The organism is Sporosarcina saromensis (genome assembly GCF_054901285.1).
The window spans coordinates 1,403,687-1,420,826 of record NZ_CM142738.1; the positions used below are offsets into that span (position 1 = coordinate 1,403,687).

General features: G+C 41.8%; 13 protein-coding genes, 1 rRNA gene and 2 riboswitches. Of the genes, 12 read left to right on the forward strand and 2 right to left on the reverse strand.

The genetic code is table 11. From position 1 onward, the window contains the following. Positions 1–88: 88 nt before the first annotated feature. Complete coding sequence (locus ACVHUV_RS06935) at positions 89–424, forward strand: DMT family transporter (protein WP_317946192.1); 336 nt, start codon at positions 89–91, stop codon at positions 422–424. 1 nt (position 425) lies between these two features. Then, on the forward strand, positions 426–740 hold the full coding sequence (locus ACVHUV_RS06940; protein WP_317946190.1) for a DMT family transporter: 315 nt from the start codon (positions 426–428) through the stop codon (positions 738–740). Positions 741–813: 73 nt separating this feature from the next. Here the strand turns inward: ACVHUV_RS06940 and ACVHUV_RS06945 are convergent, their stop codons facing one another. Continuing rightward, positions 814–1,650: a CPBP family intramembrane glutamic endopeptidase gene (locus ACVHUV_RS06945; protein ID WP_462086554.1), complete on the reverse strand. Its 837-nt coding sequence runs from the start codon at positions 1,648–1,650 to the stop codon at positions 814–816. Between the two features lie 135 nt (positions 1,651–1,785). On the opposite strand from ACVHUV_RS06945, the gene ACVHUV_RS06950 reads away from it, so the two are divergent. Both ACVHUV_RS06950 and ACVHUV_RS06955 read left to right on the forward strand, forming a co-directional pair. Then, positions 1,786–3,456, forward strand: coding sequence for a PucR family transcriptional regulator (locus ACVHUV_RS06950; protein ID WP_462086555.1), 1,671 nt, complete (start codon positions 1,786–1,788; stop codon positions 3,454–3,456). Further along, positions 3,453–3,884: a hypothetical protein gene (locus ACVHUV_RS06955; RefSeq protein ID WP_371390638.1), complete on the forward strand. Its 432-nt coding sequence runs from the start codon at positions 3,453–3,455 to the stop codon at positions 3,882–3,884. Before ACVHUV_RS06950 ends, ACVHUV_RS06955 begins: the two co-directional genes overlap by 4 nt. Before the next feature lie 127 nt (positions 3,885–4,011). Here the strand turns inward: ACVHUV_RS06955 and ACVHUV_RS06960 are convergent, their stop codons facing one another. Then, on the reverse strand, positions 4,012–4,212 hold the full coding sequence (locus tag ACVHUV_RS06960) for a hypothetical protein (RefSeq protein WP_462086556.1): 201 nt from the start codon (positions 4,210–4,212) through the stop codon (positions 4,012–4,014). 239 nt (positions 4,213–4,451) lie between these two features. On the opposite strand from ACVHUV_RS06960, the gene ACVHUV_RS06965 reads away from it, so the two are divergent. The 8 genes from ACVHUV_RS06965 to ACVHUV_RS07000 all read left to right on the forward strand — a co-directional run bounded on the left by ACVHUV_RS06965 (position 4,452) and on the right by ACVHUV_RS07000 (position 16,825). Beyond that, positions 4,452–5,921 (forward strand): nicotinate phosphoribosyltransferase, encoded by a 1,470-nt coding sequence (locus tag ACVHUV_RS06965; RefSeq protein ID WP_462086557.1) that lies wholly within the window; start codon positions 4,452–4,454, stop codon positions 5,919–5,921. Positions 5,922–5,933: 12 nt separating this feature from the next. Then, positions 5,934–6,758, forward strand: a complete 825-nt coding sequence (nadE, locus tag ACVHUV_RS06970) for an NAD(+) synthase (protein ID WP_462086558.1) — start codon at positions 5,934–5,936, stop codon at positions 6,756–6,758. A gap of 264 nt (positions 6,759–7,022) precedes the next feature. Next, the gene (locus ACVHUV_RS06975) at positions 7,023–7,973 is read left to right on the forward strand and encodes an AAA family ATPase (RefSeq protein WP_398296301.1); all 951 of its coding nucleotides are present in this window, start codon (positions 7,023–7,025) and stop codon (positions 7,971–7,973) included. Next, entirely contained in the window at positions 7,970–9,178 is a 1,209-nt protein-coding gene (locus tag ACVHUV_RS06980; RefSeq protein ID WP_317946168.1) for a DUF58 domain-containing protein, read from the forward strand. The genes ACVHUV_RS06975 and ACVHUV_RS06980 overlap by 4 nt, the downstream gene beginning before the upstream one ends. Then, entirely contained in the window at positions 9,175–11,370 is a 2,196-nt protein-coding gene (locus ACVHUV_RS06985) for a DUF4129 domain-containing transglutaminase family protein (protein WP_462086559.1), read from the forward strand. The genes ACVHUV_RS06980 and ACVHUV_RS06985 overlap by 4 nt, the downstream gene beginning before the upstream one ends. Before the next feature lie 32 nt (positions 11,371–11,402). Then, a riboswitch (purine riboswitch) is annotated at positions 11,403–11,504 on the forward strand. Between the two features lie 110 nt (positions 11,505–11,614). Next, positions 11,615–13,159 carry a glutamine-hydrolyzing GMP synthase gene (guaA, locus tag ACVHUV_RS06990; protein ID WP_462086560.1) on the forward strand — a complete coding sequence of 515 codons (1,545 nt, stop codon included), beginning with the start codon at positions 11,615–11,617 and terminating at the stop codon, positions 13,157–13,159. Further along, positions 13,157–13,256: riboswitch (purine riboswitch) on the forward strand. It overlaps the preceding gene by 3 nt. Positions 13,257–13,381: 125 nt before the next feature. Continuing rightward, complete coding sequence (locus ACVHUV_RS06995) at positions 13,382–14,716, forward strand: NCS2 family permease (RefSeq protein WP_462086561.1); 1,335 nt, start codon at positions 13,382–13,384, stop codon at positions 14,714–14,716. Positions 14,717–15,273: 557 nt separating this feature from the next. Continuing rightward, positions 15,274–16,825 (forward strand): 16S ribosomal RNA (locus ACVHUV_RS07000). Positions 16,826–17,140: the final 315 nt, after the last annotated feature.

Sequence of the window (17,140 nt, forward strand, 5' to 3'; positions counted from 1 at the left end):
TTAACGAGATTGCAAGCAGGAATATCAAAACCATAGCGACTGTTTGCTATAATGGATGGACTTAATAGAATGAAGAGGAGGCCATCCAATGGCTTGGCTATATGTATTGCTCGCTGCTGTTGTGGAGATTTTTTGGGTAATCGGACTACGCTATTCTGATTCTACACTCGAATGGATTGGAACTGTCGTTGCAATTATCATCAGCTTTTATGCGATTATTAAAGCGTGTGAGAAATTGCCTGCCGGTACAGTATATGCAGTTTTTACGGGATCAGGTGCAGCTGCAATTGTCATCATTGATTTCGTAATGTTTCATGCGGAGTTTACGATGATGAAGGTGCTTTTTATCGCGATTATCATCACCGGGGTTATTGGTATTAAAATGACGACCGGTGAAAAAGAGACGGCTGAAGGAGGCGAATAATGTGGCATGGCTTTATTTAGTTGTAGCAAGTTTGGGAGAAATACTAGGCGTATTCAGCATTAACTTGTTTCTCAAAAAAAAGAGTTGGCAACGCTTATTGCTCATTATTGTCAGCTTTTCCTTAGGTTTTCTATTCCTGTCCTTAGCAATGCGGGATATTCCGATGGGGACGGCGTATGCGATTTGGACGGGCTTGGGCGCTGCGGGAGCTGTTCTGATGGGCATCGTATTTTTCAAAGAGGCGGCAGGGTGGAAACGAATTTTTTTCCTTAGTTTAATTATTGGCGGTGCAGTCGGATTAAAGCTGTTTAGTTGAATACATGAACGGAAGACGTGTGGTACCAAGTAGCATGATTGGTTCCACACGTCTATTTGTTGTTCGTATAATCTTACTGTTCCGGTTGATGTGTAAGATGGCCTTCTCTCATAGAACCGAGGCCTTTTCCAAGCTTAACAGTTATGAAGATTGTTAAAAGTGTACTAACTACAAGCATTATACTAATCGGTAATGCTTTGCCGGTAATATCTTCTTTCGACAAGATTAAAACACTCTCCAGCCAGTCGGTAGGTACAAAACTTAGAACGACTGCGATCGTATTGTTCAGGATGTGCATCATGATTGGGAGCAGTAAATTTCCTGTCCGTAAATAGAGTAAGCATGCAATGACGCCGAAGAAAAATGCGCCGATAATGTCACTATGCAAGATGCCGAACAGTAAACTGGAAATGAGAATGCCACCCCACATAGATGTTTTTAACATGATGCGATGTAAAATAACCCCTCTAAAAAAGAACTCCTCTACAATCGGAGCAAGAACGGAAATGACAAGAATTTCAAAAAAGAGATAGAAAGGATTTGTTGGAAAAGGCACTTCTTCCATTAATAAATCGACTAAAATGGGAAGAATGGGTTCGATTGTAAAGAGCGTCAACCAAAAAGTGCTTAAAGAAAAGCTGATTGCTACCACAACGATTGCACATATTGGGAGAACCCATTGTGCACTTCTGCTAAAAAATACTACTTGTTTAAGAGAAAATGGTTCTTTTCGATAGTAATGATAAAAGAAAATGAAAGGCACAACAATGTACATGATGATGGATAAACAAGTTGTTATGAAGCCTTCATCTGCACCATAGAAAGTGGAGAAGATAGCGATCACAACAAACCCAATGAATCCGATAATACTGAGGCCAAGTAATAGCCGAATTTTCATATGATTAAACAAAATCACACCTCCTATCGTTAATCGTATTGTAAAATGCATCCAAAATACAAGAATGTACCTTTTTAATCTAGTTGTGCGAATTATGATACGATAGTGTGAATGACGAACGGCAAGTGTTGGAGGTGTTTCGTAGCAATGAATTTGCCTGTTAAAGAGATTTTAGCATTTCCGATACTTCGGAGCGCTACTGTCAAAACTGGTCAGCGTGTGTTAACAGATCGAGTTGTCGAATGGGTTTCGGTCATTGAAAACCCGGTTGAGAATTTTGTACGGGAAAATGAGTTCGTTTTGACGACAGGTATTGGTTGTAACCAGGATGAAGAGCAGCTGTTACGGTTTGTTGAAGATGTTTATGAATCTGGTGCATCAGCGTTAGCAATCGCGACGGGCAGACACGTTTTTGACATACCGCCAATTGTGTCTAGGTTTGCTGAGGACCGCAATTTCATTCTCATTGAAATCCCGTGGGAAATACGATTTGCTGATATTGTGCATGAGATTATGCGGCATTTAATGGATGACCGAATTGAGCAAGACGAGCGCCCCAAAGATATACAGCAGCAATTGATTCAAATGATATTGGAAGGGCGCACGATACAAGTGATTGCAGCATTCATAGAAGCTGAAATCGACAAACAGGTGTTAATTGTGAATGACAAAGGTGAAATGGTAGCCGGTTCAGCAAACGTGACAGCTGTCCAATCATTATGGAATGAGATGAAACAAAACGCCGTACACGTGCAAGAATCCCATCATCCACGGTATTCAGAGTTGCGTAAAGTAGGAAGAAGCGGGCAACAACTCTATCAGTTTGCCATTAAGTCAAATGGTCAGTTCAAAGGGGATTTCTTCATCTTATCGACAGATGAAAATCCGTTGAAGCGTCATGAATTGACGATTGCTGAACAGGCTGTCGTCGCTACTTCTTTATGGTTTTCAAGAAATAGTGCGGTCATGGAAGCGGAAGGGCGCATGCAAAATGAGTTTCTGTTAAGTTTGGCCATCGGAAAAAATATGACGACGGAACATATTCAAGCGCACGCGGATTTGTTTAAATATGATCTCGAACTCCCATACGTGTGCATCGTTGGGTTTCCCGAAAACTTAGGCAGCTTAATCTTCCAACAATCGACTCAATCCGTATCTCGAAAGACCGACTTGGAGTATATGAATTCGTATATTAAAGATGGGATATTCTATGCGGCTGATAGTATAAACAGAAGAGTATTATATGCATTTAAAGACGATATCATTCTCATTTTTCTAGAGACATCCGTTGCCACAACGGCCGATACGGTCAATCAATTTTTAGACTTGGTAGAGAGACGATTCCTTCATCTATTACCTGGTGTTCAGTTTTCATGGGGCATCGGTAAACGAGTAGAAGGGACTGCAAACTTTAAAAATAGCTACCAAAAAGCAAAAGCGGCTTTAGATATGGGAAGGGGACAAGTAGGGATTGGCAAGCGAACTCATTTTGATGATACGCAGTTGAGTAGTCTCTTTGTCCATTTAATAGCAAATGAAGAAGTGAAACAAATTTTACTGTCGGTCATTTCGCCATTGCTAGCATATGATGAAGGGAAAGGGATGGACTTGATTCAAACGTTTTCAGTCTATCGCAAGACGAGCGGAAATGTTAGTAAAACAGCACGTGAACTTAATTTGCATAGGCAATCACTGTTATATCGCCTACGCAAAATTGAGTCACTTACAGGCAAATCTTTAGTCAACCCTGATGACTTATTTTTACTAGAGTTCGCTGTGAAACTATGGTCAACCGGCTTGGTGGATAAAACCGAGTGACGTATCAGCTAGAGGGGGCGGTGAAAGTGTTCAATCTTCCAAACTACAAAATTTTACTTGTCTCTAAGGATCAACTTGGTCATTATTTGAAAGTGCGTATTGAATTGCAAGATGGTCCAATTCATATCCGTTGGGATGTTGATGAATTGACGTACGGAGAAATCCGTTCCATTACGCGGAACAATTACTTTGATTCGTTGGCGAAAGATTATTACTTTGAGTTGTTGCCCTTTGCCTCTGCCTACAAGGATGAATTGAACAAACCTACGTACGAAGGAACGATCCGTTGTGTGCAAGGAGATCGAGCAAAGCGAATCGACTTTATCTGTTCTGAGCAGTTTGCCGGGAATTTGGAGTGGTTGCGCCAACAAGAGCGGACTGTAAATGATTTGGCGATTGTCAGATGGAATGAAGATAAATGTGTATGAGGAATTAAAGACGTAATAGGACTACATTGCGATGTGAAAAATGTACCGTGAGGGCTAAGTTTACTAAACTTGGCTTCTTACGTTTTTTTATTTAATGAAGAGGGCTGTTGCATAGTGACGCCAACTGTTATCGTTCCATCACATCAGTTTTGCAGTTTGTTTTTGTTGACTCGTACAAATCGTTCGTCGCGGGCCAAAAGTGGAGCATCCTCACTTCTTCCAAAGTTCTATCAATCACTTTCGGGTTCCTAACAATCATTTTTTCACTACTATCAAACACTTTTTCGATTCTATCGTTCACTTTTGCGAAAATTATTTCAATCATCAACTTAACGACCGTCTTAAAGAGGGATTGTTAACAGGTATGTTGATAAAATCATTTGCACCATAGATGACTTACTAGAAGTTGTCTATGGTTTTTTACGTATTCTTTTAGCATTTAAACAAACTGAACGTAAAATAAAAACACAAGCATGATAACTAGGGATTTTTTTCAATGTTATTTCGCATTGAAGTTCGGGTAAATAGTGTATACTGGAAGCATTAATGTGGAAGAAGGGATTTAGAATGAGCTCGATTTACACAGATGATAGCTTGGCATTACATACAGATCTTTATCAAATTAATATGACCGAATCGTATTGGGCAGATGGCATGCACGAACGGAAAGCGGTGTTTGAAGTGTTTTTCCGGAACTTGCCGTTCGGGAATGGCTATGCAATTTTTGCAGGACTGGAGCGAATTCTTGCCTATTTAAAAGATTTTCACTTCAGTGAAAGCGATTTGGCATACTTGAAGAATGAGCTTGATTTTCAAGATGACTTTTTGGAGTATTTGAAAGGCATCCGATTCACTGGAGACGTCTATTCAATGGTTGAAGGAGAGCTCGTCTTTGCAAACGAGCCGATTATCCGAGTGGAAACAACGTTAGCGGAAGCACAGCTAATTGAAACGGCACTGTTGAACATCGTTAATTATCAAACGTTGATTGCTACGAAAGCTAGTCGCATTAAACAAGTCGTCAAAGATGAAGTTGTAATGGAATTCGGTAGCCGGCGCGCCCATGAAATGGATGCAGCTATTTGGGGAGCTCGTGCAGCGGTCATTGGTGGCATCGAGGCAACTAGCAACGTACGTGCCGGTAAGCTATTTGGTATCCCGGTAGCAGGAACACATGCTCATGCAATGGTCCAAGCGTATAAAAGCGAATACGAAGCATTTCATGCATATGCGAAAAGACATAAAAATTGCGTTTTCCTTGTCGATACATACAATACGTTAAAAATCGGCATTCCAACTGCGATTCAAGTGGCAAAAGAGTTAGGCGATCAAATCAATTTCGTTGGCATCCGATTGGACAGTGGGGATATTGCTTTCCTTTCAAAAGAAGCACGTAAAATGTTGGATGAAGCTGGATTCACAGATGTGAAAATTGTCGTGTCCAACGACTTGGATGAATATACAATCCTAAACTTGAAAGCCCAAGGAGCTAAGGTTGATGTGTGGGGAATTGGGACGAAGCTTATTACGGCATATGACCAGCCAGCACTCGGCGCAGTTTACAAAATCGTTTCGATTGAAAATGAACATGGTGAAATGGAAGATACGATTAAAATATCGTCTAACGTTGAGAAAGTGACAACACCAGGACAGAAAAAGCTGTATCGAATCATCGACAGGGAAAATGGACGTGCAGAGGGAGACTACATTACCATGCACGATGAAGACCCGACAACTGAAAAGCGCATTAAAATGTTCCATCCTGTCCATACGTTCGTCTCCAAATTTGTAACGAATTTTGATGCGGTTAATTTGCATGTAAAAGTAGTGGAAAACGGAGAAATCATCTATAAAAATCCAACGTTGAATGAAATGCGGCAATATGCGCATGACAACTTGGACTTGTTGTGGGATGAATATAAACGCTCCCTGAATCCTGAAGAATACCCTGTAGATTTAAGCCAAAAATGCTGGGACAACAAAATGCGTAATATCCATAATATACAAGACAAAGTGGACGAGTTTTCATCAAAATAAGGAGGTACGATGATGACAATCCAAGACCAAATCATTGAAGAATTGAAAAGCAAACCAAGCATCGATCCGCAAGAGGAAATTCGAAAGTCCATTGACTTCATGAAGGAGTATGCCATTAAGAACCCATTTGTGAATGGATTTGTTCTTGGGATTTCCGGTGGACAAGATTCTACGCTTGTTGGAAAGCTAGCCCAAATGGCCATTGATGAATTGAATGAAGAAAACGGAACGGATCAGTATCAATTTATTGCAGTCCGACTCCCTTATGGCAAGCAATTCGACGAAGAAGATTGCCAAGATGCATTGGCATTCATTCAGCCTTCAAAAATTTACACAGTCGATATTAAAGCGGCTGTTGATGCGAGTGAACGTGCATTAGCTAATGCGGGTATCCACATTTCCGATTATACGAAAGGCAATGAAAAAGCTCGGGAACGGATGAAGGTTCAATATTCCATTGCTGCGACACATAGTTGCATCGTTCTCGGCTCGGACCACGCAGCAGAAGCGATAACAGGCTTTTATACAAAATTCGGAGACGGTGGAGCGGATTTAATGCCCCTCTATCGGTTAAATAAAAGGCAAGGCAGACAAATGCTACAAGCGCTAGGTGCTCCAGAACACTTGTACAATAAAGTACCGACAGCCGATTTGGAAGAGGAAAAACCTGCTTTACCCGACGAAGTAGCATTAGGCGTCTCATATGAAGCGATTGATGATTATTTGGAAGGGAAAGAAGTTTCCGAACAGGCACGGGAAACAATTGAAAAGCATTACAAACGATCGGCCCATAAACGCCATATGCCTATTACACTATTCGATGACTTTTGGAAGTGAAGTATTGTTCGAACGCATAACGTCTAAATACTGATTCTTGAACCGCATTTTACTAAGGAGTTGTAACTTAGTAAGATGCGGTTCTTTACTTTTTTCCGGTAATGAATGTAAACAGGCGAGTTTAGGAGTTACCAGAAAAGATGATGATAAAGTATGAAGTTTGTATGTCTAAGGTTGTAGCGTTCAGTTAATTACGGTATTATGAAGTTAGATTTTGTAAATTTTCGGACAGGTTAGAGAGAAGTTGGGATTGGAGGAAATGAAATGATGCATGCTCAAGCAATTAATAAAGTATTGGAGAATATTGACCATGTAATGATTGGTAAGCGGAACATTTCCGAGTTAAGTGTAACCGCTTTATTGGCCGGTGGACATGTTCTACTTGAGGACGTTCCAGGGGTCGGGAAAACGATGATGGTGAAAGCACTTGCAAAGTCTGTCGGTGCAAGTTTCAAACGGATTCAATTTACACCTGATTTATTGCCGTCAGATGTTTTAGGTGTTTCAATTTATAACCCGAAAGAAATGGAATTTGAGTTTCGACCTGGACCAATTGTCGGCAATATTGTATTAGCGGATGAAATCAATCGAACGTCACCAAAAACGCAAGCTGCGCTGTTAGAAAGTATGGAAGAAGCTTCGTTGACCGTGGATGGCGTAACAATTCGGATTCCACAACCATTTTTCGTTATGGCTACCCAAAATCCAATTGAATATGAAGGAACTTATCCTTTACCGGAAGCCCAATTAGATCGTTTTCTATTCAAATTACGCATGGGGTATCCAAAGCGAGTTGAGGAAGTGGACGTGTTGGCAAGGGCTGAAAAGTCAGTACCGATCGATGCACTTGAAACGGTTCTCACGGTAGAGGAATTGCGTGCACTACAAGAAGCAGTAAAAACTGTTGAAGTGGATGCGTCTATTAAATATTACATCGTGGATTGTGTAGCAGAAACCCGCGACAATCCGTATGTCTATTTAGGCGTGAGTCCACGTGGTTCACTTGCGCTCATGAAAGCTTGCCAAGCATATGCATTGCTAAAAGGAAGAACGTATGTGACGCCAGATGACGTAAAGTATCTAGCTCCATTTGTTTTCGATCATAGGCTTATCTTGAAACCTGAGGCTAAATATGAAGGCATCACAACAAAAGAAATTATCGAAAGGATTCTTGCGAAAGTTAGTGTTCCAATCGATAGGATTCATGCGAAATGAAGAGAAGTGGTAAATACTTATCACTGACAACTCGCCTCGTATTCATCGTCAGCCTCTTCTTTTCAATGTATGTATTTGCGATGTTTCAAGGTGGTACAGTGAGCTGGACGATTTTCTATATGGTGACTCCATTTTTACTCTATTCTATCGCTCTATTTCTGTATCCTCTGTCAGTGTTAAAAGTCAAACGCAGCATACGCTCCAAAACGATTGAAAAAGGTGGGAAATTACACGTTACACTACACATTACACGTTCTTTTCCTTTCCCCTTGCTCTATACGACAATTTCTGAAAAATGGGATGATGCGCGAGTCATTGAAAGTGTTCCACAAACAAAGCAATTTTTCATTTTTGGTTTTAAAAAAGAGATTGAGTGGTCCTATGAAGTGGACAAACTTCCCAGAGGACAATACACGATTGAAGGCCTCGAGGTGGAAATAGCAGATTTTTTCGGTTGGATCCAAAAAAGAAGTTTTATTGAACTAAAAGACAGCATTTTAGTGTTTCCAAATACAACATCCATGCATTATGTTCCGATAGATGCGCAATATGATCGAGGATCTTTGTTGTCACCTTACTCCTTAGTAAAAGATACAACAATGGCGACAGGTGTACGCGATTACCAGGCAGGTGACCGTGTTACTTGGATTCATTGGAAATCGTTTGCACGAACACAAAACTTGATGACAAAAGAATTTGAAGATCGTCAATCTGAAGACTTAGTTGTCTTGTTGGATGGAAGGGTATCCGATACATTTGAGGAACAAGTAGAACTGACCGCCTCGCTTATAGAGGAAGCTTCAAGTCAACAGGCATCTATTGCGTTCGTATCTACTGGTGAAGAGATAACTGTGTTCCCTTTCATTCATTCAGCGGAACAGTTAAATGAAGTGTTTGTTCATTTAGCAAAAATAAAACCTGTATCCGTTAACGATATGAAGTTGATTGCTCGGTCTACTTTTTCAGCATTGGCAGGAAGTGTTATCGTTGTGACAGGAAAACCAGACGCAGCATTCATCCAAACCGTCAATCATGTCACGACTTCCATGAAATCTGTCATTTGTTTTGTAGTGGTTGATAAGTTACAAGCAGTCTCCACAGAATTACAGCAGCAAGTTGCGTACGCCAAGTCAAAAGGGATTGCTGTGCATTTGTTAAGTAGGAAGCAATTTTCGGATGCTTTCAAGGAGGTGTCTTCGTTGTGAGTCACCGTAAAATGGATGTTCGTCTCCTTCTCATTTTGTACGTACTTGCCTTTGTTTTACTTTTAGAGTGGCTTTTACCTGTTATCGAACTGACCGACACGAATTATTTAGGCGTTTTTCTACTATTTATTGCACTATCCTTTTTGTTAGGTTTACTCCGTTTGCGTTGGTGGTTTTCCTTACCAATCAAAGGCTTATATTTGTTCATCGCTTTACACTATGTCTTCTTTAAAACTATCGTTTTTTCTAGAGAAACAATGGTCTTGTTAATGAACGACTTGTTGTCGAATTTCCCAATTATGCTAGCTGGAGACTGGGAGAATATCACAAACCCGTTTCGAACGATCCTGTTTTTCATTCTCTTGTGGATGACGATATACTTAATAAGGCATTGGATTGAAGTCAGAAAGAGCATCATGCTGTTTTATGCTATGACCGTCATCTTTATAGCTGTAATTGATACGTTTAGTCCCTATGAAGCTGATGGAGCGATATTTAGGGTTATGGTCATTGGCCTGCTTTTAATCGGCCTCCTTACCATTTCAAGAATAGCGGAAAGACATAGTCAGAAAATACATGCTGGCACATTCGCCGCGTTTTCTTTACCACTCCTGTTTGCGGTTATTGGAAGTGGGATGGTGGCAAGTTTCTTACCTGCTCAAGAGCCTGTTTGGGCAGACCCGGTTCCTTTTATCAAGTCTTTTGTAAACGGTGAAGGTTCCGGTGTTGGAGGGACAACTTCGAAAAGTGGGTACGGTCTAGATGACTCCAAACTGGGCGGTGCTTTTGTCCAAGATGACACAGTAATTTTTAGAGCAACTGTCCCTCGGAAACAATACTGGAAAATTGAAACAAAGAATACGTATACGTCAAAAGGGTGGGAACAAAACGGAGAAATTAGCACGCCTGTTAATATTTTGTCAGGCGCGTTGCTAGCCGATGCGCCTCTCCAGGATGAAGAGACGGAAAAGCTGCAAGCAGAAATAAAAATGCTAGAGCCTTTGCCTTTTCTTGTTTATCCGTACGGCGCTACGGAGATGCATACAAATTTATCTGGCGTAAACTTGAAGTACCAACCAGAAACAGGTCAATATTGGGCTTTAAAAGGTACACAGGAAGTTGAGTTGGATGCTTATCGTGTTGAATTAGTGGAAATGCCTCCCTATAGCTTAAAAGCGCTACGGGAGACATCGAACGAAGATTACGATGGTAGTGGAGATGAACTAGCGCAATATCTCCAGTTACCTGAACAATTACCTGATCGGGTTCGGGAATTGGCTTTTAGCATTACTGATCAAGAAGGCAGTGTCTATGAAAAGGCAAAAGCAATTGAGCGCTACTTTTCTAGAAGTGGATTTACGTATGATCAACAAACTGTTGCAATTCCAAAAGCGAACGAAGATTACGTCGATCAGTTTTTATTCGATACAAAAAGAGGGTATTGCGATAACTTCTCGACATCAATGGTTGTCATGCTAAGAGCAATTGACATTCCGGCTAGATGGGCGAAAGGATTTGCACCTGGTGAAGGAAAAACAAATTCACTTGGTAAAACCGAATATACAATTACAAATAATGAAGCCCATTCCTGGGTGGAGGCTTATATGCCAGGATTCGGTTGGATGCCTTTTGAACCGACAATCGGTTTCTCCAATCCAACCAATATTGAATACGATATTGAAACGGATATGAGTGAACCACAAATACCTGAAATGGAAGAAAGAGAACGTCCAGAAATTGAGAAAGACGAGACGCCTGCACTAGGGAAAGATCATAAGGATGGTTCTTCATTCGTTAAGAAGGCAATGGATTTTATTCAGAAATATGTATGGATAATAATTGGTATCTTCATCCTTATTTTACTAGTCGTTTGGATTGTTCATTCACGACGTAAAAAGTGGCTACCAAAAGTTTATATACACACATTCCGCAACCAACCAACAAATTGGACGATGTTCGCTAAGCAATACCTGCTTCTACTTAAACAGCTGGAACGTGTCGGATTCAAGAGGGCGGACAGTATGACGTTATCTGAATTTGCTACAAGTGTGGATAGCTATTTTGGTGGTAAACAGATGCAAAAACTCACAGAAGTCTATGAGCAAGGTGTGTATGGAGGGTATACAATCGACCAAGAATGGGCAAGCTTAAAAGAAATATGGGAAGATTTAATCATTAGGGCTTCGGGTTGATTTTTGTACATCAAAAGAGTAAGATATGAAAAATAGAACGACCGATTAGCCCTCATATATGTCTGATAATATGGTTCAGACGTTTCTACAAAGTCACCGGAAATGACTTGTCTATGGAGGTAGGGATAATAGTTTTATTCCTGGCCCCATTGTAGGATGTTGAGACGCGTGGAAAGAAGTACTTTCTTACGCGTCTTTACTGATTTATGAGAGAATCGGAAACTAAATGGAAGAGGTGGATCAATTGTCAACAGCTCCTTTATTGATCGAACAGGAAAAAATCGTCGTGCTGGATTTCGGAAGCACATATAACCAACTACTCACACGTTCAATTCGTGAGTTAGGCGTATACAGTGAATTGCATCCGCATACTGTAACGGCTGAAGAAGTGAAAAACATGAACGCTGTCGGCATCATTCTTTCTGGAGGCGACAAATCAGCGGAGGATGAAGAATTTAGCCTCGATGCTGGAATTTTCGACTTAGGGATCCCTGTCCTTGGCATTTCGTACGGTGCTCAATTAATTGCTAAGCAATTCGGTGGCGCGTTAGGTACGCGTAATGAAGAAGCTGATGTTCAAGAGATCACTGTAGAACCATCTTCAACTTTATTCTCAGATTTCGATGTGAAGCAATCAGTGCTTCTAAGTAAAGGCAATGCAGTAACAGAGCTTCCAGCTAGTTTTTCAACAATTGCTACAGGTTCAAACGGTATTGTAGGATTTGCTAATGAGGAAAAGCAAGTATATGGTCTTCAATTTCATCCGGAAGTTGATCATACTATAAACGGTAAAGAAATGCTAAGTAAATTTATGTTTTCAATCTGTAAAGCTGAAGCTAGCTGGACGATGAAAAGCTTCATCGACATTGAAGTAGAAAAAATCCGTTCACAAGTCGGTGACAGAAAAGTCCTTTGTGCACTTAGTGGTGGAGTTGACTCATCCGTCGTTGCGACTTTGATTCACCGTGCGATTGGTGATCAGTTAACATGTATTTTCGTTGACCACGGTTTACTTCGTAAGTATGAAGTAGAAAGTGTCGTTGAAACGTTTAGCAATAAATTTAACATGAACTTCATTAAAGTAGACGCTCGTAAACGTTTCTTGGACAAGCTAAAAGGCGTTACCGATCCGGAAGTGAAACGTAAAACAATCGGTAATGAATTCATCTATGTATTTGATGAAGAAGCGGCGAAACTTGAAGGCATCGACTTCCTTGCACAAGGAACAATCTACGCAGACATCATCGAAAGTGGAACTGCAACAAACGAAGTGATTAAATCACATCACAACGTTGGCGGTCTTCCTGAAGATATGGATTTCGAATTGATCGAGCCTTTAAAAGCACTCTTCAAAGATGAAGTTCGTGCAGTTGGAGCGGAGCTTGGTTTGCCAAGTGACATCGTCAACCGCCAACCATTCCCTGGTCCTGGCCTAGGCGTTCGTGTTCTTGGTGAAATTACGGAAGCGAAACTTGATATCGTTCGTGAAGCAGACTGGATTTTACGCGATGAAATCGCAAAAGCGGGCCTTGATCGTGAAATTTGGCAGTACTTTGCAATTTTACCTGATATCCGCAGTGTAGGTGTGCGCAATGAAAAACGTTCATATGATTACGCAGTAGGGATCCGTGCTGTTCATTCAGTAGACGGAATGACAGCGGACTGGGCAAGAATCCCTTGGGATATTCTTGAGAAAATTAGTACGCGTATCACTGCAGAAGTTGAACACGTCAACAGAGTAGTATATGATATTACTGCAAAACCACCAGGCACAATCGAGTGGGAATAATTAACTGAATAACGATATCGTATAATCTTGAGAATATGGCTCGAGAGTCTCTACCGAACACCTTAAATGTTCGACTACGATAATTAATTTAAAGGGGATTCTTTAATTGATTGTCAATGGGGAAGTATACGAGTATGACGTCGTATACTTCCTCTTTTTATTTTATAAATGATGTTGAAAGAGCTAGAGAATTACATACTAATTACGTTAAGGGCGGTTATTATGAAGAAATACTTTGAGTTCGACAAATTAGGAACGAACTATCGTCGCGAAATTATTGGTGGTCTCACGACTTTCCTTGCAATGGCCTATATACTTGCCGTCAATCCTCTTATGTTGTCACTTGACGCTGTACCGGATTTACCGGATGCAATGCGAATGGACAAAGGAGCCGTATTCGTTGCAACAGCGCTTGCTGCAGCAGTCGGTTCAATATTCATGGGACTTATCGCGAGATACCCAATCGGTCTTGCGCCAGGTATGGGATTAAATGCATTCTTCGCATTTTCTGTTGTTCTTGGTTATGGAATACCGTGGCAAACAGCACTGACTGGTGTATTGTTTTCAGGACTTATATTTATTGTTCTTTCTTTAACAGGATTACGCGAAATGATTATCAACGCCATACCGGCACAATTGAAATATGCAGTTGGGGCAGGAATTGGCTTATTCATTACATTTCTAGGTTTGCAAAATGCAAAAATTATTGTTGCTGATCCGAACACGCTTGTAACACTTGGAAACTTAGCAGCAGGACCTACACTCCTTGCGATTTTCGGTTTAGTTGTAACGGTCATTATGATGGTTCGTCAAATTAAAGGCGCAATCTTCTATGGCATGATTATGACAACAGTTCTTGGAATGGTTGTTCATTTAATTGAAGTTCCATCACAAGTTGTTTCTAAAGTACCAAGTGTTGAGTCTACTTTTGGTGTAGCATTTGATGCAATCTTTCAAGACCCTGCCTCATTGTTCACAACGCAGTTTTTAGTCATCGTCATTACATTCTTGTTTGTAGACTTTTTTGATACAGCTGGAACACTTGTGGCAGTAGCTAACCAAGCGGGGCTAATGAAAGACGATAAACTGCCACGCGCCGGGAAAGCATTGCTAGCAGATTCATTAGCAACTGTTACGGGTTCAATTTTTGGAACGTCAACAACAACGTCCTATATTGAATCAACTGCAGGTGTGGCCGCTGGAGCAAGAACCGGTTTTGCTTCTATTGTAGTTGGTATTTTGTTTTTACTATCACTGTTCTTCTCACCATTGTTGTTCGTCATCACACCTGAAGTAACAGCGCCAGCTTTAATTATTGTTGGTGTGTTGATGGTGTCGACATTAGGCAATATCGAATGGACGAAATTTGAAATTGCTGTACCGGCATTTTTTACAATTATTGCAATGCCATTGACGTATAGTATTGCGACCGGAATAGCAATTGGTTTCGTATTTTACCCGATAACAATGTTGTTAAGCGGAAGAAGAAAAGAAATTCATCCAATTATGTACGGGTTGTTTGTGATCTTCATTCTTTACTTCATCTTTATAAAATAAAATAGACGTACGCCGTTCTGGGAGAGTGAGGATAGACTCATTTCTTTCGGAACGGTTTTTTTGTATGAGATTATTTCAATGATAATAGGTGCATCAGATGCGGAGGATTACATGAAGATATTTGGAGTCAATCTGAAGCGAATATTAACCTTAATGAGGGAAGCAGAGTAAGAAATATCAAAGAAATAGGGAATCATTTCGTTTAAAGAAAGGACGAAATAATGCCTTTTTAGATTTCAGAGTGCCTTGAGAAATAAAAAAACGTAGGTTTTTCAGTGGCCATGATACGGAGTAGAGTCATTTTTTTTATGTGAAATAAAAAAGGATAGTAAAAGTGTTGACAGGTTAAATGTCATTTGGTATAGTAATAAAGCAGTCGGGAGCACAACAAAAACCGACAGCGAAAGACAAACAATGAACCTTGAAAACTGAACAGCAAAACGTCAACAAATAAAGTTCTGAAGCCGACTTGTCGGTGAACGAACAACTCGAATCTTCGGATTCAAAATTGACATCTTAAATGATGCCAGCAAGAAATGAGCTATTCATTTTCTTCTTTTATGGAGAGTTTGATCCTGGCTCAGGACGAACGCTGGCGGCGTGCCTAATACATGCAAGTCGAGCGGATTGAAGGGAGCTTGCTCCCTGATATTAGCGGCGGACGGGTGAGTAACACGTGGGCAACCTGCCCTGCAGATGGGGATAACTCCGGGAAACCGGGGCTAATACCGAATAATCGGTTCTTCCGCATGGAAGAACTCTGAAAGACGGTTTCGGCTGTCACTGCAGGATGGGCCCGCGGCGCATTAGCTAGTTGGTGGGGTAACGGCCTACCAAGGCGACGATGCGTAGCCGACCTGAGAGGGTGATCGGCCACACTGGGACTGAGACACGGCCCAGACTCCTACGGGAGGCAGCAGTAGGGAATCTTCCACAATGGACGAAAGTCTGATGGAGCAACGCCGCGTGAGCGAAGAAGGTTTTCGGATCGTAAAGCTCTGTTGCGAGGGAAGAACAAGTACGAGAGTAACTGCTCGTACCTTGACGGTACCTCGTTAGAAAGCCACGGCTAACTACGTGCCAGCAGCCGCGGTAATACGTAGGTGGCAAGCGTTGTCCGGAATTATTGGGCGTAAAGCGCGCGCAGGCGGTCCTTTAAGTCTGATGTGAAAGCCCACGGCTCAACCGTGGAGGGTCATTGGAAACTGGAGGACTTGAGTACAGAAGAGGAAAGCGGAATTCCACGTGTAGCGGTGAAATGCGTAGAGATGTGGAGGAACACCAGTGGCGAAGGCGGCTTTCTGGTCTGTAACTGACGCTGAGGCGCGAAAGCGTGGGGAGCAAACAGGATTAGATACCCTGGTAGTCCACGCCGTAAACGATGAGTGCTAAGTGTTAGGGGGTTTCCGCCCCTTAGTGCTGCAGCTAACGCATTAAGCACTCCGCCTGGGGAGTACGGCCGCAAGGCTGAAACTCAAAGGAATTGACGGGGACCCGCACAAGCGGTGGAGCATGTGGTTTAATTCGAAGCAACGCGAAGAACCTTACCAGGTCTTGACATCCCAGTGACCGACATGGAGACATGTCTTTCCCTTCGGGGACAATGGTGACAGGTGGTGCATGGTTGTCGTCAGCTCGTGTCGTGAGATGTTGGGTTAAGTCCCGCAACGAGCGCAACCCTTGATCTTAGTTGCCATCATTTAGTTGGGCACTCTAAGGTGACTGCCGGTGACAAACCGGAGGAAGGTGGGGATGACGTCAAATCATCATGCCCCTTATGACCTGGGCTACACACGTGCTACAATGGACGGTACAAAGGGCTGCAAACCCGCGAGGGCAAGCCAATCCCATAAAACCGTTCCCAGTTCGGATTGCAGGCTGCAACTCGCCTGCATGAAGCCGGAATCGCTAGTAATCGTGGATCAGCATGCCACGGTGAATACGTTCCCGGGTCTTGTACACACCGCCCGTCACACCACGAGAGTTTGTAACACCCGAAGTCGGTGGGGTAACCCTTACGGGAGCCAGCCGCCGAAGGTGGGACAGATGATTGGGGTGAAGTCGTAACAAGGTAGCCGTATCGGAAGGTGCGGCTGGATCACCTCCTTTCTAAGGATAATTACGGAATATGAATCTTGGATCCATAAGTTGACGTTTTGCGTTCAGTTTTGAAGGTTCATTCTTTTGAATGAGACTTTCAAAACTTGTTCTTTGAAAACTGGATAAAACGACATTGAAAGCAACAAAACATCAAGTAATCAACCGAGTCAATCACTTAGTGATTGAACACATGCAATACTTTTTTAACGAGTAATTATTACTTATCGCTAAGTAATACTACTCACCCGAGGATTGCGAGAAGCAAGCAGGACGAGGAAGCGACCGAACGAGGACCGGAACGTGCTTAGGCACGTGAGGACCAGA